The following is a 23169-nucleotide window of genomic DNA, read 5'->3' as shown; positions in this document are numbered from 1 at the left end:
TCACTCCCTTTCTATTGTTAATTCGTATTCCACTTTGTCGAAATAGTCGATTTCATGCTCGTCAGTATCCATATAGCGAATGATGACATCAAAACCCCATTTTTCATCATAGGAATCGACCAAAAAGGTAGTGCGATTCCCCACGTCTGATACACTGACGATAGCAACATCTATTTCGTCCAAATAAAAAGAACCTCGAAATTCAAACCACTTACGAAGTTTTTTAGCTACTTCATAAGCGTTATCATGCGAAGTTCCGTAGATATTAAATGAGATTGTGGCATTTCGTTCTTGTGTTCGTGTTTCCACTAAAGTATCGGATAGGTCTTCATGGGTAATATTCTCTCGGCCTCTACCTTTACGATCACTGATAACCTTGTATGTTACATAAGGTAACGCAGGTATATCACCTGTTTGATCTGCACGGATAATTGTTAAATTACAATCTGTAGCAAGCTGTCTTCGAATGGCTTTGATTAAATTCATTTTTTCCGCCACCTCATTACATAAATAAACACATCTGTGTAGTCACTAAAGTCCTTAAATGCCTCAACGGTATAAAATTCACTTTTGTACTCACACCTTGTACCCTCAGCGAGTGATGTAGTCGTCAAAAGCTTCTTTTCTTTATTTGTATACGTGCCATTTTCCACAAAGTTTAGAATATCCTCAGTAAGCGGAAGAATAATGCCTACAGTTTCAGTCGCTACTTCTGCATCTGATACCCACTCACCATCGACATATCCGCCTTTGCCCTTTATGTGAGCAATAAACGGTACACCTTGGCTTTCGATAACCTCAGCAAACCGCATTTTCTCAGGCATTAAACTCTCACCACCCTATACGTAACACGCCTACGCAAACCACCTGTATCAATAAGTGGATTACTAGATTTTTTTTGCTTAATCGTGGATGGCGCATTTGGCGGTGTATCGAGGTCCGTAATTTTCTCTTGGATGTCCGCTACCATCCGCGCACCTAATCGCTCACAAAGTGTCTGTGCATCGATTCGCCCTTCTAGCAAATTGGGCAGTTGCCTTTTCGCAAATGTGGCCCATTCTCGATTCTTCTCGTCAAAAGTCGAACGTAAAAAAGAGCGCTCAGGTATGACTATAGAGCCGCTCTCTTTACGAATCGTAACACCAAACTCATGCACACCTGCAATCATGGCATAAAAAGCATCATCACTCCCGAAAACTCCTACCTCGATGCCGTAATTCTTTAATTCACGAATCGATTGTAGGACACGCGGAATATTGTTACTTCCTCGAATACGTACACCCAATTAGATCACCACCAAATTTAAGTGTGTTTTCTTATTCTGCTGGACTTCCATTTCTTCTAATTCATCGAGAATACGCTGGTACTCTTGCCCGTATTTTGAGCTAAATAGCCCTAAATTCTTGTTTGGGTCGCTGTATTCACGCTCGATAACGTCCACCTTTTCTTTTATAACTACTTGCGCCTTTGTGGTAGAAATAGTTGCTAAATGCGCGGCTAAATAACGTGTAAGTCGCTCATGATGTGCCTCATGAATACCTAAAGAGGACACTTCTAACGAAGCATCCTCAATACACATCTCTAGCCGCGCATCCATTACGGTTTCAAACTCACTACCTAACAGCCGCACGCGTTCAATTGTTGTTAAAGCAGGCATACTGCCCACCTCACTTTCAAATTAATTGCCTTGAAGCTCTACCATTTGAGCATCGATAGCAGCTAGTACCGTTTTGCGGTCCTCTCCGATTTTTAATTCTGTTAAATATTCGATGGAATACGTATCTTTTACAAGTTTGATCGCATCATCAGCATTCAATTCTTTCAGAGAAGATACTCCTTCTGCAGAAGCAATAGCCTGACCTTCTGGGATAACAATCTCTCCTGTGTTGATTAATCCCTCGATGATCGGGTGATTAACGAAAGCCTTATACTCTGCTTCCGTTAACGTGTTGGTACCTGGAATGACTTTGACACCATTTGCAATACGTGTGTAATTACCTTGGTTGTGTACTAACATTAGATTCCCTCCCCGCGCACAATGGCCATTGGATAACGAACAATTGCTCCACCACAACGTTCTTCTAGTGGAATTTTATAATTCGGGAACTTGTACTCTTGTGGGTGACGTGTGATGTCCATTGGTACCAACATTTCCACTACGTCTGGCGATGAATCAAATACTAAGAAGCAATCCACGCCTGCTGTACCTTGCCCCGTAATATCCGATGTATAATCAATACGCTTAAACCATTTTTGTGACTCAATGTATTGTAAAACTGTCTGCATTGTAGTCCGGTTATAGACTTTTTCCAGATGTTCAAATTGCTCCGAGGAAACAAGCAATGTGTCCGCTTCATGCCCTTCCAATTTATTGACCAAATTCTTAGCTTTCTTGATATCCTCCAAAATCTCCTCACCTGTCTTGTCTTTCCATTTCGTAGAGGCTCCACCGGCATTATTATCTACTGCAAGAACCTGAATACCAGTAGCATTGACCACACCTAAAATGTTATGGTCTTCGTCACCAATCCAAACCAATTTATTTTCCTTTTCTGCAATCGCCTTACGCGCGGTATCGGCTTTTGTTACCTCAATCGGACGACGAGCCATCTGTGCATTACGAATTTCTTGTACAGATAAATTAAATGCCGTTGCAATGGAATAAATATGAACGGTATGGCGTTTTAAATCCGCGTCTACTAACGGGATATCTGTTGCTCCTGGCGCTAAAATTTTAGCTGAACCGCTACGTGTCATTACATCATAGCTATACGTCTCTGCACCTGCAGGTACGTCGGTTTTTACATTTAAAATAGTACGAGCCTTTAATTCCTCTTTCTTTGGCTCGTATAACTTCTTGTCAACCGCTTCAAGATCTTGCGGTCGTAACATAGCATCCTCACGAAATTGTGGCATGGATTATTTCCCCCTTATGGTAAGTTAATTTCAATTTGTACTAATGCATCAGCAGTAGCATTTGCGCGGAAAACAGCCGAGCCAAACGCCACTGCAGTTTCACCGGTTGCAACAAATTTACTTGTTGCTGGATCTACTTTTACGGCAGCACCATTTGTAACGTCTCCACCAGCAACAACAAAAATATTGCCGCGCTTCACCACCGGCACCGGTTGGCCAACTACATATTTTTGGTCATCGGCATTCGTTGTGTAATCGTGGATACCACGTGATAAAGCAATACCAATTGGTGTCCCTCCTGTTTTAACTGGTGTAACACCTTTACCATCCATGCTCAGCTGTACAGCCGCGCCAAATGGAATGACTTCTTTTGCTGCATATGTGTCGGCAGCATACTCCTGATAGTTTGCTAATTTACCTGGACCACCAGCTGGTGACATATATTGCCCATACTCTGTAATTGGCATTGTATAGCCTCCTTGTATATAAATTAAGAGCGCATGCTCAAACGCTGCGCTCTCATTGCTTCTACATCTTTAGTTGTTCCCGCGGCATCTCCTGTAAATAGTGAGTTAGCACCTGTAGAAGAATATCCTTGCGTGTTTACTTGCTCCACTGTTGCATCAAAGAATGCGTTAATGTACTCGTCTGATTTGCCGTCACCTTTAAATTCAGCTTTTGACTTTGCAATAACGGCCTCTTTGATTTCACGTTCTGTTTTACCAGTAAAATCAAACGAATCACCTAAGAAAGTCTTTGCCGTTGTAATTAATCCAACACGCTCTTCTACTTTCTTATCGAGTTCATCCCCAGATAGCTGTTTTTCCTTTGCCTCTTTCAGCTCTTTTTCTGTGTTCTGCAGTTTCACTTCGAGCGCATCATGACGCCCCTGTACTACGTCTACTTGCGCGGCTTTCGTTTCTGCATTGTCTAATTTTGCTTGAAGTGCCTCCATGTGCGCTTTTACCACTGGATCCACTTCATACTCTTTTCCATCAATTTTATACGTAGCCATCTTGCTAGTTCCTCCTTCATTTTCAATTTGCCATGCCGCGCTGTCCGATCGAATAGATACCTCTGGACCTGCACGACCTTCATCTACAATGGCAATGTGATTAATTTCAATGTTACGCTGCACGTACTCATAGGATTGACCATTGTATGTGCCGGATTCTGCTACGATATCGCTCATAAATCCAATACTGATCTCTCGCTTACCTTCATAAATTTTCTCGATAAGCGCCTTGTCGGTAATGGTGAGCGATACATATAACTTCAAGTCCTCCACTTTTGCATCGGTGTGGCTCATTCCTTTTGCGTACGTGGAGTAGTTATCCAACGTTACGGGCTCGTTAGGGTGGTTATCTGTAACCGGCTTAGAACGAGCAGAGCGAATGGTTAAATCGCTGAATATTTCATCTGGCAATTTTGCTTCCATCTGCACTGTGCCATCGTGCCGCACATACGGAAAAACACCAGGACGAGTAATCGGCACACGTACCGTTAAATACCCTTCTGGTGTTTCCCTGTAGTCGTTTATTAAACTGCGGTCAAAGCGCTGTAACTTCAATCATTTTCACCTCCTTCTGTCGGCATGCTCAGCTACTCTACTGATTGGTAGACTTTAATAACGTCCTCCGCGCTACCCTCAATCACAATATCCTTGGAAGTATCGCCTACATAGGTTGTTTGACTATAGCGAACTTGCCCCTGTAACAACTCTGTAGGAAAAACCATAACACCTTGAGGAATATCCTGCTCATACGCCACACCGCTAATGCGGATTCCTTTGGCATGTTTATGTTCACAATTCTCATCGTAAGTATCTTTGATATAAAGCAGTTTCTTCTCAATATTTTCAGGTGGATTGACCTGAAGTTCTGGAACATCAAACCCAGGCATCTCGATAAAAAGCTGCATAGGCTGCTTATTTGCTAAACATCGCGCGGCATAATTCTCTAATTCTTGCATTTTCATTAAAACAATTCCCCTTTCCTAATAAAAAACTTTTCACTATATAGGTAATCGCATGACAAACTTTTAAAAAAATAAAAAAGCCACGCATTCACGTGACTAATTCGTATTCACTTTCAAAATATTTCGCTTGCTTCACTACAATCTCGCCAGATATCTTTCGTACAATGTAAAGACCATTATGAATCTCAACAAATCCATTATCTGCATTGATATGGTATCTTCCATCTGCCGCGCATTTAGTGCTATATATATCAATAAATGTCGCTTTATCCACGATAAGCTCACTCAAAAATTCAGAATGTAAATACGTATTTTCATTAAATTGTTCCGCTTCTACAATTTTCGGTTTCGACCTGTACTGCATGTAAACACCTCACCTAAACCGTAAGGGATAAACGTCTTTATTTCAAGGTATTATTACTCATCATCGTCATCAAAAACAGGTAGTGCAATGCAACGACAGTGAAAATCCTCACCCGGTAGCCCTACTTTTGGCGGGTCATCGTATGAAAATATTTTGTTCTCGAGTATTTTGTGCGAATCTCGTACACGTTCATCCTTAGATGTACGCCATTTGAAGCGATTTACCCCCATATTTTGATGCCTTTTTGCGGTCATCTGTCCGAATAAGGTACCAGACTGGTCCACTGCAATAAATTGTGCGCGGCGGTGAGACATACCAACTTGCTCTACAAGCTGCTTACGAATCTGTTTGTAGCCATCGCCATTTTTTACACCATTCAAGATAATATCTTCGATTTTTTCAGTAAAAGTATCGTGAATATTGGTGATATACCCCACATTTTTCTCTACAGCTTCCTGCATAAATGTATCTAGCCAGTTTTCCCCCTGAGTCGGATCAATGCCGCGCACTCTGCCTTGTTGCTGCATGTTCTTTTTATTGACTTGATTCAAATTTTTCACGAAAGAACTGACAAGTGTGTTTACTCTTCGTTTTGAAAAAGCGTTAGCAGCTGCACTCTTTATTCTGCCTAACGCATTTTTGATAACGTCAAATGGCCCATCCATAACAAAACCGCGGCTATCTGCGCGGCTGTAAATGATGATTTCATTTTTTATGAGGCTATCGTATATAGAAAGTGTTTCCTTGCCCATTTCCCGCACTAATTGACGTATGGCGCGGCTATACGAAACGGCAACAGCATCTGGAAAGCGTGTAGGGGGCACAGTCTTCTTAGCCATTCGTACCGCGCTCCTTCCATGCGTCATACACTTCAGTCGCCATGCGCTTCCAATCTGCATCATCTCCGCTATAAGTAAACTCATTCGTAATACCAAACTGACCGAATCGAGCATCACGGATTTCATCGACCATAACAACACCATTTGATAAGTAAATTTGGTCTGTCTCCGCAGTAATTTTACGTATTTCGGCATCTGTTTTAGAATCGACCGACCATAACGGATTGAATTTAATTTCCCATTCGATTGTATCCGGATCAATACGTCCACCTGGCTCTTTTTCCGCCCACAGTAGCATACGAATTAGCTGCTCGATTTTCGGCTTTAATTCGTTCTCCTGAGCAGATACAATCCGCGCATAGTAATTCATCACATCGTACTGTGCGCCGGTAATTGTGCCTGCTTCTTGCCCCTTGATAACGCTTTTCGGCATACGCGCGGCGGCAGCAATGTACTCCCATGTAAAATCAAGAAGGTCCTTAATGCCGGAAACAGATGTCGATTGTTTAGTCAGTGTTTCATCTTCCCCGATAATAGCAAGAGCTTCGGTACGGAACATGAAATCCATAAGCATAGCAAGTTCACGCTTTTCATCCTTGGATAAATTTTCGATATCTTTCGAGGAATACACTTTAAAGGTAAAATCATGGAGAATCTGCCCTACAGACCACAAAGACGTATCTAGTACGGTAATTGCATCGTATAGCGATTCTAGCAACGACATCCCTTGGTCCTCATCCTCTAGGCGTCGTGTCTGATCATGCAGTACACGTGAATAGTGTACGAGTGATTCTGATTCCACCGCCTGTATGCCATTGCGCGACGCGCGGTTAACACGTAGTTGCTCCAACTTGCCATAATCGATGCTGAATACGTCATCATTAATCAAAAACTCATTCACCTTATACGATGAGAATGGATGCAAGTAATCAATCTTTAATAATTTTTCAACGTTTAACGGATCCTTTAAATCAAATTTTTGTTGTTGTGTAACACCAAGCGAAATAAAACCATCACCGCGCATCCGCTCATACATACGCATCTTCTTAAATGCTTCTTTCGCATTGAGGTCCGCTAAACGCGCCATAATATCCCGCGCTAGCTTCTCGTCTTTCATACGTAACGTAAACCAGTGGCGCGTCATATCCTCTGCTGGAATATCAACGATATTTTGCACAATGGGGTTGTCGGCATAAAGCGCAGATATTTCCCCATGTGATAGCTTACGACGTGTACTGGCTACTTGACGGGTTAGCTTGTCTTTGGGATTGCCTTTACCATGCCCTTGCATGAAGTCTGTCTTGTATTCTCTTGCCTGCTCTAATAAGCTCAATGCATTCACCTACCCTAATAATATAATTTTTTAATTCTGTCTAACGGATTGGAGTTACTTGTGTACAGCTGATTAAGCGCTTGCGTCATAGCATCGACCATATCGTCGTGCGCAGCATTCGGGAAGCTCACCATTTCTTCTATGAGATCGTTTACCCATGGACACATGTTAGGATGCGGTAAATAGACGTTGCCCGCTTCAAACAATGGAGAAACAGCATTTGCCCGCGCTTCCTTACCACCATCTGGATTGACTGGAATAATACCTGGTACCTTCTTCTGTAGCATTTCGATAACTGCCGTACCGTTTGCCTTATCCTCAATGTATTTGCTCCTTGCTTGAGGCCATTTATCAGACATAGACTCTACCGCACGCAATGTGTCTGCAAAGCCCATCCGCGCATGATGTTGGTCAAATAAAAAGTATTGCGCGGCTTTCCGCGACCATACTTGCCCAGCTACAAAGTCACTCGTTTCTGTATTTTTAAATGTACAGTCCCACGACTGGACCACCTTATCAAAGTGAGTTGGCAGTACCATTACATCATCACTCAAGCCCCACTGACGTTTCTGCTCAGCTGTACGGACGTAGTATCGAACCCATTCTCGTTTAAATATACTGCCGCCTGCTGGTGCCGGTCTTTGTTGGTATAATGAAGCCCATGTACGTGAGCCTACTTCTGCTTTCTTTGCTTCTGCCCACTTCTCATCAAACCCTAGCTCCCGGCATAGTGGCTCTCCTACTGCTCGGCCCAGTAGATCATCCTCATCTTCTGCAATAGCTGGGAGACGTAAGCGAACCCATTTGCGCGGGCTCCGCGCTAATAGCCGACCAATCAAGTCATCCTCATGCCATCGCGTCATAATCACAATGACAGAAGCACCGTCATGCAAACGTGTAGAAAGCGTTGCCTCCCACTCATCCCAAATGTTATCGCGTATTTTCTGAGACATGGCTTCCTTCATGTTTTTGATAGGGTCATCGATAATCATTAGATCCGCCCCTTGTCCGGTGATAGAACCACCGATACCCGTGGAAATCATACCGCCGCGCCTACCCTCGACGCCCCAGTCCTTCATAGCGGCATTCGACTCGGATAAATGAAGATTGAACAATTCATACGAAAATTCGTTGAATTTGTTGCGATTAAGCCGACCGAACTTTGTTGCTAATCCATCACTATACGCTGCTGTAATCACACGCTTATCTGGATTTTTCGCCAAATAAAAAGACGGGAACGTTTCTGTTACCGTCATTGATTTGCCGTGGCGCGGTGGCATCTCGATTAATATAGAAAGTTGTTCACCGTCTGCAACACGTTGTAATGCTTCGCAGACGATTTCTGTATGGGGGAAATGCGAGTAATGACCATGATGTACAAATTCCACATAATCACGGTAAGATTGCCGCGCAAGCTCACGCTCTGCTTCGTATGCCAATGCATCCAATTGCTCATCACTTATTACGTTTTGCAAGTGCTCTCAACTCCTCTATGGTCAAATTACTTAAGTCCACTGTGCTTGTTTGCGGACCGTGATTCCCTTTTGTCTCCGCGCGGATTTTCGTAATTTCGGACTGCGTTTTCTCGATATTGAGTCGGCTCTGTTCCGTCTGCAGCTGCTTGCGTGTATTCTCGTCCAGAAGGTCCGTGTACCGCGCAAGCATGTTGAGCGCGGCCATCTTGTCAGCAAGTTTGACGGAAACACCATCTTTCCCCTTTTTCACTTCCGTAAGGATAGTGCCATCAATCTCAGCTGACTCATTCAGAACAACATACGTACGTTTATACATAACTGGCTCTCCATCCACTTCAAGCGGTTCGCCAATTGTGCTGAACGCCCGCTCCTCTACCGTACCAAACGTTACATAATCGGTAATGTCCGCAAATGCTATATCAATATACTTCTGTAACACATCCCTAGCACTCAGCATGATGCCATTCGCCAGTTCCGCTTTGAGCCGGTGGATCTCCTCGCGCACCTTAACATTTCTTAACAATCGGCTGCCGCTTGCCATAGCGGTTCGATAATCACACTCATATACTTTTTGGTATGCCTTCGTCGCATTCCAGTACTTGGTGTAATACATACAAAAAAGCAACTGCTTTTCGTTTAAACCGTCACTAGGGACGAGTTCATACGATACAGTTGCTTTCGATTCATTTTGTTTTGTTGCGTTCTTTTTGGTGTTCCTTTTCGGCTTCTTTTTTACGGAACGTTCCGTATTTTTCGGCTGTTTTGATTGGAACGTTCCATTCGATTCTTCTTCAAGACGTAAATCCCACTTGTCTTTATTCTTCCAGCCGCGCACCGTACCTTCGGATATACCTAGTTGCTCTGCTATATCCTTCAGCTTGATGTCACCGTTATGAGCTTTATATATTTCATACGCTTTATCGCGGTTTGGATCACGTGCACGCGCCATTGTATCACCTCTCTACAATTAAAATACTCCATTAATTTACATTTAATTGATACATAATTTTTTTGCCATTATCAACTAATTCATCACTAATTTCTAATAACCAACTTTCATAATCCGTTTTTAACTTATTAAAAATCATCCTAGATTTTTCGTATTCCCCCTCCTCAATAAACGCTAATATTTCCCCCTTCTCATTGTTTAAAATTACTTCAAACTTTAAGAGATGTTGATTAATTTCTGGAAAGAAAAGCGACTTACTTTTTAAATTATTGAAACAATACATAATTTCTAACCTTAAGTTATGTTCCATATCTTTTAAGTCTCCTATTCTTTCCATTGCCTTACCATATTTATTGGTATTTTTCTTCCCGGCTTCAAAAGACCATGTCATAGCATCTTCTGCAGATAATCTTCCTAAACTTGAATATAGCTTTTTCAATTGAATATAACATTTTAATAGCTCTGCGAATTTTAAGTTTAAATCATTTAATCCTGTAATAATTTCCTCGTTTTTATTTAGCATATAAATTACATAGTGACGTTCTCTTTCTCGCTGATCTTGAACTTTAGCAGCCTTTTCGACATTTTGGTTATTACTTTTTATAATAAAATAAGTAGTTACTATTACACCTATCGCACTTAATATCCCACCTAAAAAGCTTCCCCAAAAACTCAACCAACTTGCGTCTATACCACCTACAAATCTAGTAGACCACGCTACAATAAAATACGGAATTAAAAACATTATCAATATGATAATAAATGCAGAATATATGAATACTTTCAAATAGTTCATTTTGTAATACCCCCATATATATATAATAAATTAGAGGCATATATATTTCTTTAGTATAATTTTGATTTCAAAAAATTCACTAACTCAGGTATCGTCACTATATTATCCATCCCTCCTTACATTAACTAATCACTAAAATAAAAATGCCTCTCGATTATAGTAACGAGAGGTTGCAGTCCATCACTATATAGGCAATCGCATGACATAACTACGCTGTATGTGCCGAAGGTTCCTTCTTACGACGTTTACGGTTACTGCGAATTTTCTGCTCCGCGCGGCGTAAATACACTTGCACGCTTGATTTACTTACACCGAGTACAGACGCTACCTTTGTGTATGAATAACGTTCAGCCCTAACCAAAATAAACACAGTACGCTCATTATCTGTTAAGCCTGCTAATGCCTTTTTCACTTTTCGTTTAATTTTATATAATCGTTCAACTTGTTTTACGTCCGAATAGTGAGTAATTTCCGCAATATGGTGTGGAGTAACACAATCACTATCAACATATGAAATCAAATCCTGCATCAAATGGTGGTCCATCACATAAGCATCGATACGAGTAGCCGCGCGATACTCAGCTGGGTCATAACCAGTTTCCATCCATTCAATAGCTTGCTTAACCTCTCGATACATGTCACCGCTAGTAACACCATCAGCCTTCATCTGCTGTAATAGTTGCTTGTACTCTGCTAATAAATCTGGGAAATACATGCCCGTTGCCCCCTTTAAAATAAAAAAGAGGACACAAAGCTAGAGACTGCCCTTGTCTCTAAGCTTCATGTCCTCCGGTGTTTTCCGTAAAAGACTATTTAGTTTTAATGCGGCGACGTTTACTTTCGCTCACCTCGAAAACTGAACCATGTTGCCAATTAATAATGTCCTGCCCGTATTCTTTCGGTAACAGTACATCTACAATTTTACCGCCCTGTACAATGTGCACACCGTCTGCCAATGTTATTGCTTGTTGAGTTGATTCTTTGCCCATGTCGCCCACCTCGTATATAATGGAATTACGTGTATAAGTTTGATAGATTTTGAGGTGGCTCGGCTGATGCTGGGCTATTTTTTATTGCAAAATACTTTCGGCTACTGATAATACAAAATCCACTAGATCATGTAGTTTACTTTTCTTTTTACTACGCTTCCTTCTTCTCGTCATCGTTGGCCCACTCCCATAAACTCAGCTGACCTTTTGCTGGAACAGGTTCTTCTAAAACTTTAACATTTGCTAATTCCCAAGCGTAACGACCTTCTTCGTAATAACCGAACCAATACTCATCGCCCTCAATTTTAGCGCCCTTATCGGTTTCTGCTACACCAAATTCGCACCAATCTTTAGTGATACCGTGGCATTGCACCATTTCTGCTGTAGCGATTACCGCGCCTATTGGCAGTTGCTTGTATGACGTAATTCCGTGTTTAGCTAATGCAAGTTTGATTTCTATGTCATCACATGCTTCCTTGTCTACCGACTTACCAGCATGAATAGCTAATGATCCTCGATGTTTCGTCTGCCAGCTGCGTGTCTCGAATTTCTTCTCACCTAGAGCAATAAGCGTGGCCCAGGGTTGTTTAATAGTGATTGCTTTCATGTGTACTCCTTCCTGCATGTTTTTGATGTGCTCAATCAACCTTGCTGTGTACATATAGCCTTTAAGAATAGCTCGTTGAATGTCAGCAACTTTGTAATCTAACTGGCTTTCTATTATCGATTTAGCCTTCTGAACTTCTTCAGATGTAAATTGATACTCCATGTTCAATTCCCTTCCTACGCATAATTGACGTAATGCTTAGCAAATCAACCCTTCTTGCTAGGTAACTTTGCAGATAAATTAAAACTGCTACGCTTGCCATGTTTGCGACGATTTTTACGATTTCCGTCATTTTGTAACATTTTAATTTTATCTACGTTCACGCCATTTTCTTTTGCTGCTAATAATTCTTTTTTATTCATTTCACTTGCTCCCTTCATCTACAATTTGTTTCAATCGTTGTCGCTATCAATCTCGCATTCAGCGCTACAAAACAAAGCGTCATATACTGCGCATGAATCTTCACGATCGTATTCGTTTCCACAACCTTCACAAATCGGCATCTTCATTCTCCTTTCATTGACGGAGTGTTGATTAAAATAAAAAGATATTTCGCTTATTCATGGCACTCACCAATGCACTTTGTACTTCACGGCTATATTTTGATGGATAAGCTTCGATGTTTTGTAATAAGTCGAATTGTTCACTCCCTGATAATTCTTGAACTTTATCTGCTTTTTGTTCTTCTGTTAAGTCACCATTGTCCATTAATAATGGACTAAGTGTTTGACTGAACTTCATTTCACTTGCTCCCTTCACAAGTTAGATTCATCGTCTTTTAAAAACTCATTATCTTTCCAAGTATCACCATCAGTTAAACCTTCGAAATCGGTTACGGTACCAGGTGCACCTTCTGTAATCCATTTATCACATGAATATTCAGGTGCAGTTTTTACATATCTTTCGATACCAGAAAAACAACAACCTAAACCAATTAACCAATGGCCACAGCTCCAGCACGATTTGCTCAATGTATCACCCCTCCATTCTCGGAATGCTTATTTAAAGAAAATTTAATGTTTCGTTTTTTGAATAAGCTAACCTGCATCCTGCTATGAAGTCTTTTGTTACCTGCACATAACCACCACGTTCTTTTAGTTGACCTGTTGCTGGTTCTTTCTTTTCTAACATCTTAATGTGAAATAAAATGCTCTCTAACTCGTCGGCAAGAATCTTACACATATTCGGTTGTATTTCGCCATCGCAATCGGAATGAGAAAATAATTCATATAATCCAGGATGTGTTTCGTAACTATACGTTTTGTTACCCATGTCATCTACGTACCAATACCAATAATCTGATTTCAAATCATACTTTTCCATATCCGTCGTTTCATGTGGTGGAAAAGTACCTCCTATCGAACGCAAAATATGTCTTCTAAATCTATTGAACGCTGAATATGACGCATCAAAAGCTCCATGACTTACTGAAAGTCCCATGTTTTTCATCTCCCTTGCTCAGCAATTTGTTTCAGATACTTAGCAGCAACCGCTAAGTATTCATCATCAATAGAGCGGCTATCTGCTTCACAAACACTTTCACTTTCTCTGTAAGTAATTGAATCATCCGTTAAATCCACTACTTTAGTTAACGATGTTTGACTTTCGGAATCTTCAAGAGCTAGATATACTTGATAACGCCCTACTGTAAAGCGATTAACATAGAACTTATGTTTTTCAATCATATGCAATCTCCTTTCTATAGCTAATACCAAATTTGAATTTAGTACAGCGACTATATTCTCTGCGTACTGTAGTTGCTGGTACATATATGGATCATCATCTTTCCCACCGGAAGCCAACCAATCACTCATTCGTTTGTCGATATCCTGTAATGCATGAGTTGGTAGAAGGTGCGAAATCTGATTAAGCTTTTCAATCGGTGTCATGCATATGCCTCCCTAAAATAACGCAAGTTCCAGCTGCTCATATTTTGCTGGTGGATCAGCAGGCAATATCCGCACTTTCACTGGTTCGTCTTTTTCCTCTTCTTGTCCGGTCTCTACAGTAAGTGGTTCATTAACCGGCTCAACTGGTGCAGGAATCGGCTCTTTTGCTGCTTCTTTTTTAGCGTTTAGCTGATGAGCAACATGTTCCGGTACATCCAGTAACATACCTAGCGTCACTGGCCGTAGAAGCGTGCAACTATGCTTAGGCGGCTCATCTATCGGCAGTTCTTTAATCTTTTCGAAATGCTCCAATTTAAACTTACCTAGCTCACTCGTCATTTCCTCGTCTCGGTAAGCTATAACATATTGTTCATCGAGAACGTAGATATATAAGACTGCTTCGTCATACTTGCGCGGCACTAAAATTAGCCGCGCTTTGTATGCCTTCCCCGGATACATCCACCGAACGATAGGGATTTTCTGTTCTACGTAAAATGGTGCCGGTGCTTTTGGAATCTGCTTTTTAATGGTTTCAGGCTTTTTTGTAACAATCTTTTTATCTTTAAAAAACTTCTGTATAAAATGCTCACCTAGCTGTTCTCGATTAGATCGATGGATAGTACTAGGTGGAAATGGCATGGTATCACTGTCAATAATTTTTACTGTTTCTAAAAAGTCTTTTGTAAGCACAAAGCAATCGTAGCTTTTGCAACCATCTTCAAAATCCATCGTTTTCGATATACATACTTTTTCGATATTCTCACAAATGCTCTCGAGTAATTCCCAAAAACGTTTGCTAAGTTGCACACTATCATCTCCTATAGTGGTCCACCCGTATTACCTCGAAATGCACCTGCAGGAACTTCCCATCTCGGCATAATTAAGTCTCTCGTTTCAAAATTCCTATTGAGGGCAATTTCTACCCATTGACTTAATCTCGCATCGTTTGGTAAACGTTCTAATGAACCAAGATTAGCTTTATCAACAAGCGATACACGATTCGTATCGATGGTGTGATCTAATTGTTGTTCCAACTCCACAAGCCTATTGAATCGTTCAGGTGCTATCTCTCGCATCATTGCCCATAAATCGGCAGTAGAAAAGATACATCCAAAACAAGATGTACGATTCCATCCTAGTAAGTAAGCCGGATGAGGAAGAAAACGACGCTTTTCATATTCATCCCACACACGTTGCTCATTCCAATCAATCACTGGACGCCATGCATGCACTAGACGCGTTTTATTGCTACAAGCATGAATTTCAGCCTCGGCATATTTTGCGCGGTTGCTCGACTCTTCTCGTCGCTCACCTGTAACAACTAAAATCTTTTTGTCTTTGTATTTCGGATGATTGTTCAACACCCGACGAAATACATCAATTTTTACATATGGGCTACACCAACGAATCCTTAAATCCGGACTCATAGCAGGCCATTTCAAACGAGTGTTATTTTTACCGTTTTTCGTGGGTAAATGAATAATTTCTCCATGCTCTGTTGTATAGTAAACGTCACCAGTGAGGCTGTCTTTACGCATAAGCTCATTATAAATACCCCCTGATCGCCACTGGTAATGCGTTTGAATATTAAAATGTTGACCGACTGCTTCAATGTACGACTCTGTTGCCGGCCAATCCATCAAATCTACATGATCGGCACCACCACCATCCACGCATTGATGCCATAATTCTAATTTAGAGGCTGGCACGCCCTGGTCTAACAGATAAAATAGGCATGCCATTGAATCTTTGCCTCCACTTTCCGAAATAATGATGTGGTCGTATTCTGAGAGAGGAAGTAGACTAATACTTGGCTTTATATTTGGATTAACTGATTCAAAGCCTACTTCACAATCAAACGTTAATTGCATTCTCTCACCTCACAAATACGGCAATAAATAATGCAGCGTATAACCGTCCATCGATTTTACTTCGCATGCCTCTGCTTCAAATGTGGCAATAGGGATAGATTTTGCACCACCATTTTTTGCCTCTTCCCATGCCGCACAAAGCGGTTTGAATGGCAGGCGGTAGTATTTATCCAATTCTTTGAAATAAACGAGTAGGAAGGATATGGCGCCTTTCTGGTACCATGATTTCAGCAATTCGTACTGATGGTCATGTAAATTCTTTAACGGAAAGTTCTTGCCTCTCGTTTCTTTGGCATCAAAGACAACTGCTCGTCCGTTACATACACCGGCATAATCAACCCACTCTGCTTTTTCCTTTCGTCCGATTACCTCGCGCCCTGTGTCGTGCTTAATCTGCACCGGTGTAGGAATTTTACGAATGTCCGCTAACCCAGCATTGCGGTATTTTGTATTGGCTATATCAATCACGCGTTCTAAAAACTTTCCACGATGCGCATGTGTATGAGATTTTACTCCCTGCCGCGCTTGTTGCTCACTCTGATAAATCAATGTACTGGTACCTCCTCGATGGCATAGTCTGCATCCACTTTGAACACGATTCCATCCACGTAATAAACTTTGATATTATGGCGTTCTTTTTCGCATCGGTACTTGATGATGCTATGAGCACCCTCACGTTTAATCTCTTTGGATCGATAGATAAACGATTCAAATTTAATCTCACACGGAATTTTATTTGCATCAAAGCGAGAAGCTAAATCATTAAGGTTAGCAAATGTCGGAATCATAATTGCTCACCTACTTTCACCAGCTGATAAAAGGCAGCTTCATCTCGATTTGCTAATGCATTATCAATCGCAATGGCAAGCGCGTGCTTGTGATGCATCTCGAGTAAATCACTGAATAACATTTCCATATGCATATCACGGACTGCGGAAGATGCTTGCTCAATCACTTGATCCACGTCTTGCAGCATCGCGTCCCATCTTTCTAACTTTGCGTCTTCACTTTCTTGATGTACCCCTAGCAATCTATCAATTTCTTTTTGTACATCCGGATGATGTGCCAGGGTAAGGATACTCATCGTATCAACTGTGATTGTACGTTGCGCGGAGTTATCTACACTCACTCTTATTTGGTCGCTGTAGTTGTGAATAATGCCGCGCTCATCTACAACAATCTCAAACGGCTTCATGTTGTAAACGCGAGAAGAGTTGTCAACTAACTCAATGCCAAACGGTTTAATTTGAATAACGTGGCAATTTCCTTTTTCAGCAATACTGTCGACAGTAAATTTCTTTAGTGTCATAAGCGTCATGGTCGCACATCCAATGCTTTTCGAGCTGTAGCGTGAATAAACGTTTCATACCCGTCACAATTTGGTGCTTCGTCTTCCAAAACTTGCTTCAACACTTCACGTAACCGTTCATTCTCCATTCGCATTTTCGCTTCTGCTAGTTCGACTTGATCTAACTTGTTGTTCGTTTCGATAAACATGTCATTTGCTTTGAACATGCCACGCTCGCAAATTTCGTAGCATTTTTCTGTAAGTTCTAATTCTTTTTGTAATCGCTCAACTTCTGTAATCAGTGTTGATGCATCTTGTTGCATTTGTCCGATAATTTTAATACTTTCTCCCATAGTCCATCCTTCTGGGATGTTTTCACAACGCTCTTTAATCGCTTGTAACGGCTCTGCTTCCATACTGCCCCTCCTAAAATAGAATCCGTATTTATTAAGCATTTAGCTTTTTAAGTATTTTTTCCCGCTCTGCCTCAAAGTCAATGGTCTGAGGTGTACTAGCTTGTGGCGGTGTAGGCTCCTGGCGTTGATGGAACCAATCTGGCACATGCTCTTGGCGACCTCGATTGTATTGCGTATTTTTAGGTGTGTTTCGCTGTGCTTCATGCTGAGCAAGTAAGGCATGTACATCGGCAATGGACTTTACATGTTTAGCAACCCACTTTTTTAGTATGCCTTCAGCGTAGGACCAACTTACCTTGTTACGCTCCATCGAAATCTGCATGGCATACACGACTAATTCGTCTGATAAATCTTCACACCAAGCAAGAATTTTTTGACGGGTAATATCATTCATGGTTAATCCGAATCCGTTTGCATGATAAAAATCGAATGGATTTTGGTTGGCAGGCGTAGCCTCTACTACTACATTTTGTTTATTAGTATTTTGTTTATTAGTACTTAGTGTATTAGTACTTGGTTTATTAGTACTTAGTAGTTGCGGGTTTTCCGTTAACGGTTTTTCCGTAAGCGGATTTCCCGTTGACGGATTATCCGTACACGGTTTTTCCGTATACGGTTTTTCCGGTGACGGTAAATCCTGTTGCGGTACTTCGTAGACGACTGTTATATAATCAAATTTCCCATCGTCATTGCGTCGACGTTCCTTACGTACATACCCGTATTTTTTCAGCTCGGTAAGACCCGAAAGGAAGCTGTCACGACCATCCTTTGCCCAGTCCTGCAACTCTTCGTTATAAAACACCCAGTCGTCGGGTCTAGATAACATAAAAACGTGAATACCTTTTGCTTTCCACGACAATCTTTTGTCATGAATTGATGTATTGTTGATTGTCGTGTAATCATGATTTTTTTCAACTCGTATGATGTTTCTACCACTCATGCCATACCCCTCCTTATTTCGCTTGTTGAGCTGCTGGTAACTTATTGATAAAATCAATCATTGCGCTAGCCTGTTCACGTGTTAGCGCTTTAGATTCGACCTCCGCAGGAATCTGTAGGCTCATTTTCACATAATCTGCAACGGCAATTTTATCCATTTTCGTACGTGTAGCTGCTGCATTGAGCGCTGTTTTTAGTGCCTTTAGCTGTGCTTCTGTTATCAAATTCTTACTATTAGGCATCTGACCTTCTGTAATTTTTGCCACCTGCTCCAAATAATCAATGAGTAAATTTGCTTCATGCATTGATAGTTGATTTGATTGCTTATAAGCCACTTTAATTTTTTGTAAACTATTATTGTAAAGAGTGTCAGCATCCATTTTCTTTATTTCTGATAACGGAATTAGAACATTCGTTAGTCGTTGCATTGTAGGTGCATCAACTAGCCCTACTGGTGCTGGTTGTTGTGATTGCGGTGGCTGCTGTTGCATTTGACCAGCTAGCATCTTAGCCGCATTTTTCAAGTCCTGTCGTTGTGCATTTTCGGCAAGCCAACCTAGATAATTTGGTTCTTCTTGTTGTATTTGCCCCAACGTTTTTCCTTTATGTGGACCAAACGGGACCGTAATTTTTAACGGATCAATATTACTCTCTTGCCTGTTTTGCTGGGCAGGTTGAGCAGGTGGATACGATGACGACTGATTATAAGAATCATTACGGGAATATTGATAGTCATTTCCGCTAGAGCCGTTTGCATCATCGTCCTTTTCCGTAGCGATTCCCAACATCGCCGCTAGACTGTATCGTTTCATGTACGTAATCTGCCCTCCAAAATCTTGCATACTTTGAGCCGCAGGGAATTTTAACGGGAAGGACTTTACATATTCACCCGATTCATGTAGAAACATCGTTTCAACACATGCCGATGTGTGACCATTTTCGACTACCGAATAGCTATTTTGCATAATCGTTAACTTATTTTCGATGAAGATGGGACGAACAGCATCGAGAATACCGTTTAAATCCGTATACTCGAACGTGTATGTGCCGCCTCTTTTGGTATTCACTTGCACTTTTGAATTGTGCTTAGGTGTCTGAATAGCCGCCCATGACCTTGCCAATGCTCCAGCAATGTTTGTATTGCTCTCTGAAAAAATCATGAATGAAGACCTCCTGTTTTGTTTTTATTTGCCATGTAGAGGCCCATGCGCTACAATAAAATTAATCAACAAAGGCATGAGCCTCTAAATCGTAAACCTATCGTTCGCAGCGGTAGGTTTTTTTAAATTTCCCGCGACACTCTTTTAGATATTTTAAGCAGTCGCGTTTCACCGGCTTTCTGACTTCCTTTGTAACTTCATCTGTTACAATAAGCCGCGCTTCGTGACGCTGCGCTATTATTTCGAAGTACGGATCTAGCTCGTATACTTCTAACATCGATACCCCTTCTTTCTTCTTCCTTGCGAGGATAGCTTGTGGTTCTTACAACGAGGATCAAGAGGTATTTGAGGATAAAAATTATTCAGTTGTGTGTGGTTTGCAAGGGATGGATATTCCATCAAGCAGCCTACAAAGTGTCATAATATCGGAGGGGCTAACCAACCCGTTTGTAGACTGCTGGACGGAAGCGAAATTTCTTCGCTCCATCTATTTATTTGTGGTATACTGATATTGAACATTTCGATTTAGTAGCCGTTTGAATCCTAGTCCGATTCAAGCGGTTTTTATTTGCGAAAATGACTGCAAATTAGTTCTTCTTGTAACGTTAGTTTCTTTCTCCTGAAAAATCTGAACAACATAAATTCACCTCACTATGATTAATAAAGCCGCAAGCATAAACAGCGTTGTAATGTATGGTAGTAACAACCAAACATAATCACCTAACGTTGGTACCTGTCCTTCTTCAAATATCAACACTTTATCCAGTAATTTTTTCAATACTGTTCATCCCCTCTTAGCAAATCCACCTTCTTCTAAATCGTTATAATGATCGGTCCAAACTTTTCTGTAACTCAAGCCTGACTCAGCACATGTAATCGCTACAAAATGTTGGAGTGCGGTTATAGCTTCCACTGCTTCTTCTAACACCTCTTCAAGTTTCGAGAGATTGAAGTGGTTAACAGCATGAAATGGCGTTGCTAAATTAATGGTGTGAATAGCCTTTAGTGCCTCTTGAAGTTCCTCTATTGTCTTTTCCTTTACGCTGCATCGATGTAAGTCAACGTTTTCACCGTTCAGCCATATCGGACCTGTACCTGTATACTCTTGCTGAATAGTCATAGCAAAGCGTGGATCATCGAATTTATCAACGATGCGTCGACTAATGTCGGCCGGTACCTTTGACCGGCCGTTTTCATATTTCGATACTGTTTCGCGAACAACTCCTAAATCGAAGGCGAATTGTTGCTGGGTTTGCTCCCCTCTCAATTCCTTAATAAAATCCTGCACACTCACATTTCTCATCCTTCCTGACAAATAAAGTCACATATTTAGTTGTAAAGATGGTCGATTAGACCGCCGGTAGTAAAGAACTGTTTTATAATTAACTCATAAGCAAGAAAACTTGTTTATTGAGCTTTGCCCAAGCTCGATTGTTGTGTAGTCGTTGCCCTCGACTTGCACTCGCCAGTGTTATTTTTTAAAAGTTTTCATTAATTACTTCATCTAATGCTTGTTGAACTTCTGGATAAAACCAACGTCTTTTCCCTCGCGCACCTTTTCGACGCTCATAAATACGTACTTTTGCATCGAACAAAAGTGGTGCCAGCTCATTTTGTGACATACTGTACATCTTGCAAAGTTGTTTTTCCGTTACCATACGTAATGATGGAATAAGGTGATCATCGATTTTTCGTTCAACCGTTTGTATGATGACATTGTCATTCACTTGGACTTCAACTTTCGCCAGAGCCTCCAAAAATATCCCTCCAATCTAAGGCGCTTGCCTAGCGCCTTCCTCATTTAACTAGTTTAAGTTGCGTCTGATTGTTGTAACTTTCAATTTCCATAGCCGTGGATGTATCTGGGCGCCACATAGCAATGTATTTAACGGCTTCATCAAAACGTACTTTAGGTAAATCCATTGAACGTGGTAAGACAAAATGTGTTTTAAAATCTCTCCACATACGGGCAAAAATCTTTTTGCTAACTGCTCTATACGCAGGTGAATCATACCCACCTAGAACTTCAAAGACCTTCGCTTTGCCTTGAGATTTAATGGCAAATTCTTGGCGACTATCGATACGCATTGTATCTACAAGAACCTTTACAGTTTCGGCAACTTGCACTACTTTTGTTTCTACTTGATCTACACGCTCACTCGTCATAAGTGATAGCTCTAATTGTTTACGCAATTGTTGTTCTGCGGTTAATTTCTCGACCGCGTTGTAGTATTCATCTACTAGCATTTCGTAAGCATCCCAAGCTTCATCGGTATTAAGTGATTTTGCATGAAGCCATGCACCTTTTTCGGTCCATAAATAGAGTGTCTGTGCATTTTTCGAACCATCGTCAATTTGTACATGGTTCAGAAATGAGCGTTTTTCTTCACCTGTTAACGCAAAATAGTGCTTTCCTTCTTTATAACGCTCTGCATTACGAGTGAAATTCTTACTTATTTGCTGTTTATCTGCCCCGTAGCTCTCAGCTAATTGAACAGTTGTTAACACACGACGGTTGTCATGTACGATAACCTTTAATTGATCCATGCTAAAACCTCCTATGATTTTTGTTCCTCTCAATCTGGTAAACTGTTGGTAGATTGGAGGTGAAAACTATGTCAATCGATTTCAATAAACATGATTTATTACTGATTTATGGTCACTTTTCTAAGAAAATCAAAAAGTTAGAATTACTAAAATCAATGCCCGACAACCCTATTGATTTAGAGAGTATCAATCAAGAAATTGAATTATTTACTTCTATCACAAGTAAAATCGAAGAAGAACACCCGTCATTTCTTGAATTGAAAGCGCACATATAATCAATCATCAAGCTTTTGAAGTAATTCAGTTGCAGGAGTGTACTCTTCGATTTGAATGAGTACATTCCGCTTTTTCACCTTCACTACTTTGATATATTGCTTTTTTCTACCTAGCAATATAGATATTACGAGTTTCAAGATCATACACTCGCCACCTTTCAATACTTGAACTCCTCATGAAGTTCTACTGTTGATTTTTTTTATATTGGCCTCCTAAGCTAGTTGTCCTTGTAAACTCTGTGCAACATTACTTGTAAAAAAAATTTCCCGTGGATCTTTACCAAAAAAGTTTGCAATTTTCAATACCATTTCACCTGTAGTATTTCCTCCATTTTCAATAGACATTATTGTATGTCTTGAAACTCCTAGAGCTTTTGCTAACTCCTCTTGAGTTAAATTAAAACCTTGGCTAACTCTAAGTTGTTTTACAATGTTATCCATTATATTTTATCACTCCTTTCTTGTTGTACATTGTTTACAATTCAAATTGTAGTATATGTGCAACATTGTGTCAACTATGTTCTACATTTTTTTATATA

Annotated in this window: 39 protein-coding genes; 1 reads left to right on the top strand and 38 read right to left on the bottom strand. The window is 40.8% G+C overall.

Annotated elements, in window-relative coordinates:
* The 36 genes from AAGS61_RS05930 to AAGS61_RS05755 all read right to left on the bottom strand — a co-directional run bounded on the left by AAGS61_RS05930 (position 1) and on the right by AAGS61_RS05755 (position 22355).
* On the bottom strand, positions 1-486 hold the full coding sequence (locus tag AAGS61_RS05930; protein ID WP_391368695.1) for a phage neck terminator protein: 486 nt from the start codon (positions 484-486) through the stop codon (positions 1-3).
* A complete protein-coding gene (locus AAGS61_RS05925; RefSeq protein ID WP_391368692.1) occupies positions 483-824 on the bottom strand; it encodes a hypothetical protein in 342 nt (113 codons plus the stop codon). The genes AAGS61_RS05930 and AAGS61_RS05925 overlap by 4 nt, the downstream gene beginning before the upstream one ends.
* The gene (locus tag AAGS61_RS05920; RefSeq protein WP_391368689.1) at positions 824-1285 is read right to left on the bottom strand and encodes a hypothetical protein; all 462 of its coding nucleotides are present in this window, start codon (positions 1283-1285) and stop codon (positions 824-826) included. The genes AAGS61_RS05925 and AAGS61_RS05920 overlap by 1 nt, the downstream gene beginning before the upstream one ends.
* Positions 1286-1657 (bottom strand): DUF4054 domain-containing protein, encoded by a 372-nt coding sequence (locus tag AAGS61_RS05915; protein WP_391368686.1) that lies wholly within the window; start codon positions 1655-1657, stop codon positions 1286-1288.
* Positions 1658-1678: 21 nt separating this feature from the next.
* Positions 1679-2017 (bottom strand): hypothetical protein, encoded by a 339-nt coding sequence (locus AAGS61_RS05910; RefSeq protein ID WP_391368683.1) that lies wholly within the window; start codon positions 2015-2017, stop codon positions 1679-1681.
* Entirely contained in the window at positions 2017-2916 is a 900-nt protein-coding gene (locus AAGS61_RS05905) for a DUF2184 domain-containing protein (protein ID WP_391368680.1), read from the bottom strand. The genes AAGS61_RS05910 and AAGS61_RS05905 overlap by 1 nt, the downstream gene beginning before the upstream one ends.
* A 14-nt stretch (positions 2917-2930) precedes the next feature.
* Positions 2931-3383 carry a structural cement protein Gp24 gene (locus AAGS61_RS05900; RefSeq protein ID WP_391368677.1) on the bottom strand — a complete coding sequence of 151 codons (453 nt, stop codon included), beginning with the start codon at positions 3381-3383 and terminating at the stop codon, positions 2931-2933.
* A gap of 23 nt (positions 3384-3406) precedes the next feature.
* The gene (locus AAGS61_RS05895) at positions 3407-4486 is read right to left on the bottom strand and encodes a DUF2213 domain-containing protein (protein WP_391368674.1); all 1080 of its coding nucleotides are present in this window, start codon (positions 4484-4486) and stop codon (positions 3407-3409) included.
* A 32-nt stretch (positions 4487-4518) separates the two neighbouring features.
* Positions 4519-4893 carry a hypothetical protein gene (locus AAGS61_RS05890; protein ID WP_391368672.1) on the bottom strand — a complete coding sequence of 125 codons (375 nt, stop codon included), beginning with the start codon at positions 4891-4893 and terminating at the stop codon, positions 4519-4521.
* Positions 4894-4981: 88 nt separating this feature from the next.
* Positions 4982-5257 (bottom strand): hypothetical protein, encoded by a 276-nt coding sequence (locus AAGS61_RS05885; RefSeq protein WP_391368670.1) that lies wholly within the window; start codon positions 5255-5257, stop codon positions 4982-4984.
* A 53-nt stretch (positions 5258-5310) separates the two neighbouring features.
* The gene (locus tag AAGS61_RS05880) at positions 5311-6096 is read right to left on the bottom strand and encodes a minor capsid protein (protein WP_391368667.1); all 786 of its coding nucleotides are present in this window, start codon (positions 6094-6096) and stop codon (positions 5311-5313) included.
* Positions 6089-7429, bottom strand: coding sequence for a DUF1073 domain-containing protein (locus AAGS61_RS05875; protein WP_391368664.1), 1341 nt, complete (start codon positions 7427-7429; stop codon positions 6089-6091). Before AAGS61_RS05875 ends, AAGS61_RS05880 begins: the two co-directional genes overlap by 8 nt.
* A 14-nt stretch (positions 7430-7443) precedes the next feature.
* Entirely contained in the window at positions 7444-8904 is a 1461-nt protein-coding gene (terL, locus tag AAGS61_RS05870) for a phage terminase large subunit (RefSeq protein ID WP_391368661.1), read from the bottom strand.
* Positions 8885-9853 carry a terminase small subunit gene (locus AAGS61_RS05865; protein WP_391368658.1) on the bottom strand — a complete coding sequence of 323 codons (969 nt, stop codon included), beginning with the start codon at positions 9851-9853 and terminating at the stop codon, positions 8885-8887. Before AAGS61_RS05865 ends, terL begins: the two co-directional genes overlap by 20 nt.
* Before the next feature lie 31 nt (positions 9854-9884).
* On the bottom strand, positions 9885-10649 hold the full coding sequence (locus AAGS61_RS05860; RefSeq protein WP_391368655.1) for a hypothetical protein: 765 nt from the start codon (positions 10647-10649) through the stop codon (positions 9885-9887).
* A 208-nt stretch (positions 10650-10857) separates the two neighbouring features.
* Positions 10858-11364: a sigma factor-like helix-turn-helix DNA-binding protein gene (locus AAGS61_RS05855; RefSeq protein ID WP_391368652.1), complete on the bottom strand. Its 507-nt coding sequence runs from the start codon at positions 11362-11364 to the stop codon at positions 10858-10860.
* Between the two features lie 94 nt (positions 11365-11458).
* A complete protein-coding gene (locus tag AAGS61_RS05850) occupies positions 11459-11638 on the bottom strand; it encodes a hypothetical protein (RefSeq protein ID WP_391368650.1) in 180 nt (59 codons plus the stop codon).
* Positions 11639-11789: 151 nt separating this feature from the next.
* Positions 11790-12407, bottom strand: a complete 618-nt coding sequence (locus AAGS61_RS05845) for an ASCH domain-containing protein (protein ID WP_391368647.1) — start codon at positions 12405-12407, stop codon at positions 11790-11792.
* 44 nt (positions 12408-12451) lie between these two features.
* Positions 12452-12607 (bottom strand): hypothetical protein, encoded by a 156-nt coding sequence (locus AAGS61_RS05840; RefSeq protein ID WP_391368645.1) that lies wholly within the window; start codon positions 12605-12607, stop codon positions 12452-12454.
* 172 nt (positions 12608-12779) lie between these two features.
* Positions 12780-12986, bottom strand: a complete 207-nt coding sequence (locus AAGS61_RS05835; protein WP_391368642.1) for a hypothetical protein — start codon at positions 12984-12986, stop codon at positions 12780-12782.
* A 14-nt stretch (positions 12987-13000) separates the two neighbouring features.
* Positions 13001-13216, bottom strand: a complete 216-nt coding sequence (locus tag AAGS61_RS05830) for a hypothetical protein (protein WP_391368639.1) — start codon at positions 13214-13216, stop codon at positions 13001-13003.
* Positions 13217-13247: 31 nt separating this feature from the next.
* A complete protein-coding gene (locus AAGS61_RS05825) occupies positions 13248-13685 on the bottom strand; it encodes a hypothetical protein (protein ID WP_391368636.1) in 438 nt (145 codons plus the stop codon).
* Positions 13686-13690: 5 nt separating this feature from the next.
* Positions 13691-14134, bottom strand: a complete 444-nt coding sequence (locus AAGS61_RS05820; protein ID WP_391368633.1) for a DUF6877 family protein — start codon at positions 14132-14134, stop codon at positions 13691-13693.
* A gap of 12 nt (positions 14135-14146) precedes the next feature.
* Complete coding sequence (locus AAGS61_RS05815) at positions 14147-14941, bottom strand: hypothetical protein (protein WP_391368630.1); 795 nt, start codon at positions 14939-14941, stop codon at positions 14147-14149.
* Between the two features lie 11 nt (positions 14942-14952).
* Positions 14953-16005, bottom strand: a complete 1053-nt coding sequence (locus AAGS61_RS05810; RefSeq protein ID WP_391368627.1) for a phosphoadenosine phosphosulfate reductase family protein — start codon at positions 16003-16005, stop codon at positions 14953-14955.
* 9 nt (positions 16006-16014) lie between these two features.
* Positions 16015-16554, bottom strand: a complete 540-nt coding sequence (locus tag AAGS61_RS05805) for a Holliday junction resolvase RecU (protein WP_391368624.1) — start codon at positions 16552-16554, stop codon at positions 16015-16017.
* On the bottom strand, positions 16551-16793 hold the full coding sequence (locus AAGS61_RS05800) for a hypothetical protein (protein WP_391368621.1): 243 nt from the start codon (positions 16791-16793) through the stop codon (positions 16551-16553). Before AAGS61_RS05800 ends, AAGS61_RS05805 begins: the two co-directional genes overlap by 4 nt.
* Entirely contained in the window at positions 16790-17323 is a 534-nt protein-coding gene (locus AAGS61_RS05795) for an IDEAL domain-containing protein (protein WP_391368618.1), read from the bottom strand. The genes AAGS61_RS05800 and AAGS61_RS05795 overlap by 4 nt, the downstream gene beginning before the upstream one ends.
* Positions 17320-17709, bottom strand: coding sequence for a hypothetical protein (locus AAGS61_RS05790; RefSeq protein ID WP_391368615.1), 390 nt, complete (start codon positions 17707-17709; stop codon positions 17320-17322). The genes AAGS61_RS05795 and AAGS61_RS05790 overlap by 4 nt, the downstream gene beginning before the upstream one ends.
* Positions 17710-17740: 31 nt before the next feature.
* A complete protein-coding gene (locus tag AAGS61_RS05785) occupies positions 17741-18649 on the bottom strand; it encodes a DnaD domain-containing protein (protein WP_391368612.1) in 909 nt (302 codons plus the stop codon).
* A 13-nt stretch (positions 18650-18662) separates the two neighbouring features.
* Positions 18663-19808, bottom strand: coding sequence for an ERF family protein (locus tag AAGS61_RS05780; protein WP_391368610.1), 1146 nt, complete (start codon positions 19806-19808; stop codon positions 18663-18665).
* A gap of 97 nt (positions 19809-19905) precedes the next feature.
* Positions 19906-20085 carry a hypothetical protein gene (locus tag AAGS61_RS05775; protein ID WP_391368607.1) on the bottom strand — a complete coding sequence of 60 codons (180 nt, stop codon included), beginning with the start codon at positions 20083-20085 and terminating at the stop codon, positions 19906-19908.
* Between the two features lie 366 nt (positions 20086-20451).
* Positions 20452-20586, bottom strand: coding sequence for a hypothetical protein (locus AAGS61_RS05770; protein WP_391368604.1), 135 nt, complete (start codon positions 20584-20586; stop codon positions 20452-20454).
* Positions 20587-20592: 6 nt separating this feature from the next.
* Positions 20593-21102 (bottom strand): helix-turn-helix domain-containing protein, encoded by a 510-nt coding sequence (locus AAGS61_RS05765; protein WP_391368601.1) that lies wholly within the window; start codon positions 21100-21102, stop codon positions 20593-20595.
* 184 nt (positions 21103-21286) lie between these two features.
* Positions 21287-21565 carry a hypothetical protein gene (locus AAGS61_RS05760; RefSeq protein ID WP_391368598.1) on the bottom strand — a complete coding sequence of 93 codons (279 nt, stop codon included), beginning with the start codon at positions 21563-21565 and terminating at the stop codon, positions 21287-21289.
* 40 nt (positions 21566-21605) lie between these two features.
* On the bottom strand, positions 21606-22355 hold the full coding sequence (locus AAGS61_RS05755; RefSeq protein WP_391368595.1) for an ORF6C domain-containing protein: 750 nt from the start codon (positions 22353-22355) through the stop codon (positions 21606-21608).
* A gap of 68 nt (positions 22356-22423) precedes the next feature.
* Between AAGS61_RS05755 and AAGS61_RS05750 the strand changes: the two genes are divergently transcribed.
* Entirely contained in the window at positions 22424-22630 is a 207-nt protein-coding gene (locus tag AAGS61_RS05750) for a hypothetical protein (protein ID WP_391368592.1), read from the top strand.
* Here AAGS61_RS05750 and AAGS61_RS05745 read toward each other — a convergent pair whose 3' ends face one another.
* Together AAGS61_RS05745 and AAGS61_RS05740 are read right to left on the bottom strand one after the other, a co-directional pair.
* Positions 22631-22774 (bottom strand): hypothetical protein, encoded by a 144-nt coding sequence (locus AAGS61_RS05745; protein WP_391368589.1) that lies wholly within the window; start codon positions 22772-22774, stop codon positions 22631-22633.
* 69 nt (positions 22775-22843) lie between these two features.
* Positions 22844-23071 (bottom strand): helix-turn-helix transcriptional regulator, encoded by a 228-nt coding sequence (locus AAGS61_RS05740; RefSeq protein ID WP_391368586.1) that lies wholly within the window; start codon positions 23069-23071, stop codon positions 22844-22846.
* Between the last annotated feature and the right edge of the window lie 98 nt (positions 23072-23169).

It is taken from the genome of Lysinibacillus sp. KU-BSD001 (assembly GCF_042920265.1).
In the GTDB taxonomy this organism is placed as follows: domain Bacteria; phylum Bacillota; class Bacilli; order Bacillales_A; family Planococcaceae; genus Lysinibacillus_B.
The sequence above is the reverse complement of the archived record's forward strand: the minus strand, read 5'-3'. Positions and strand labels throughout refer to the sequence as shown.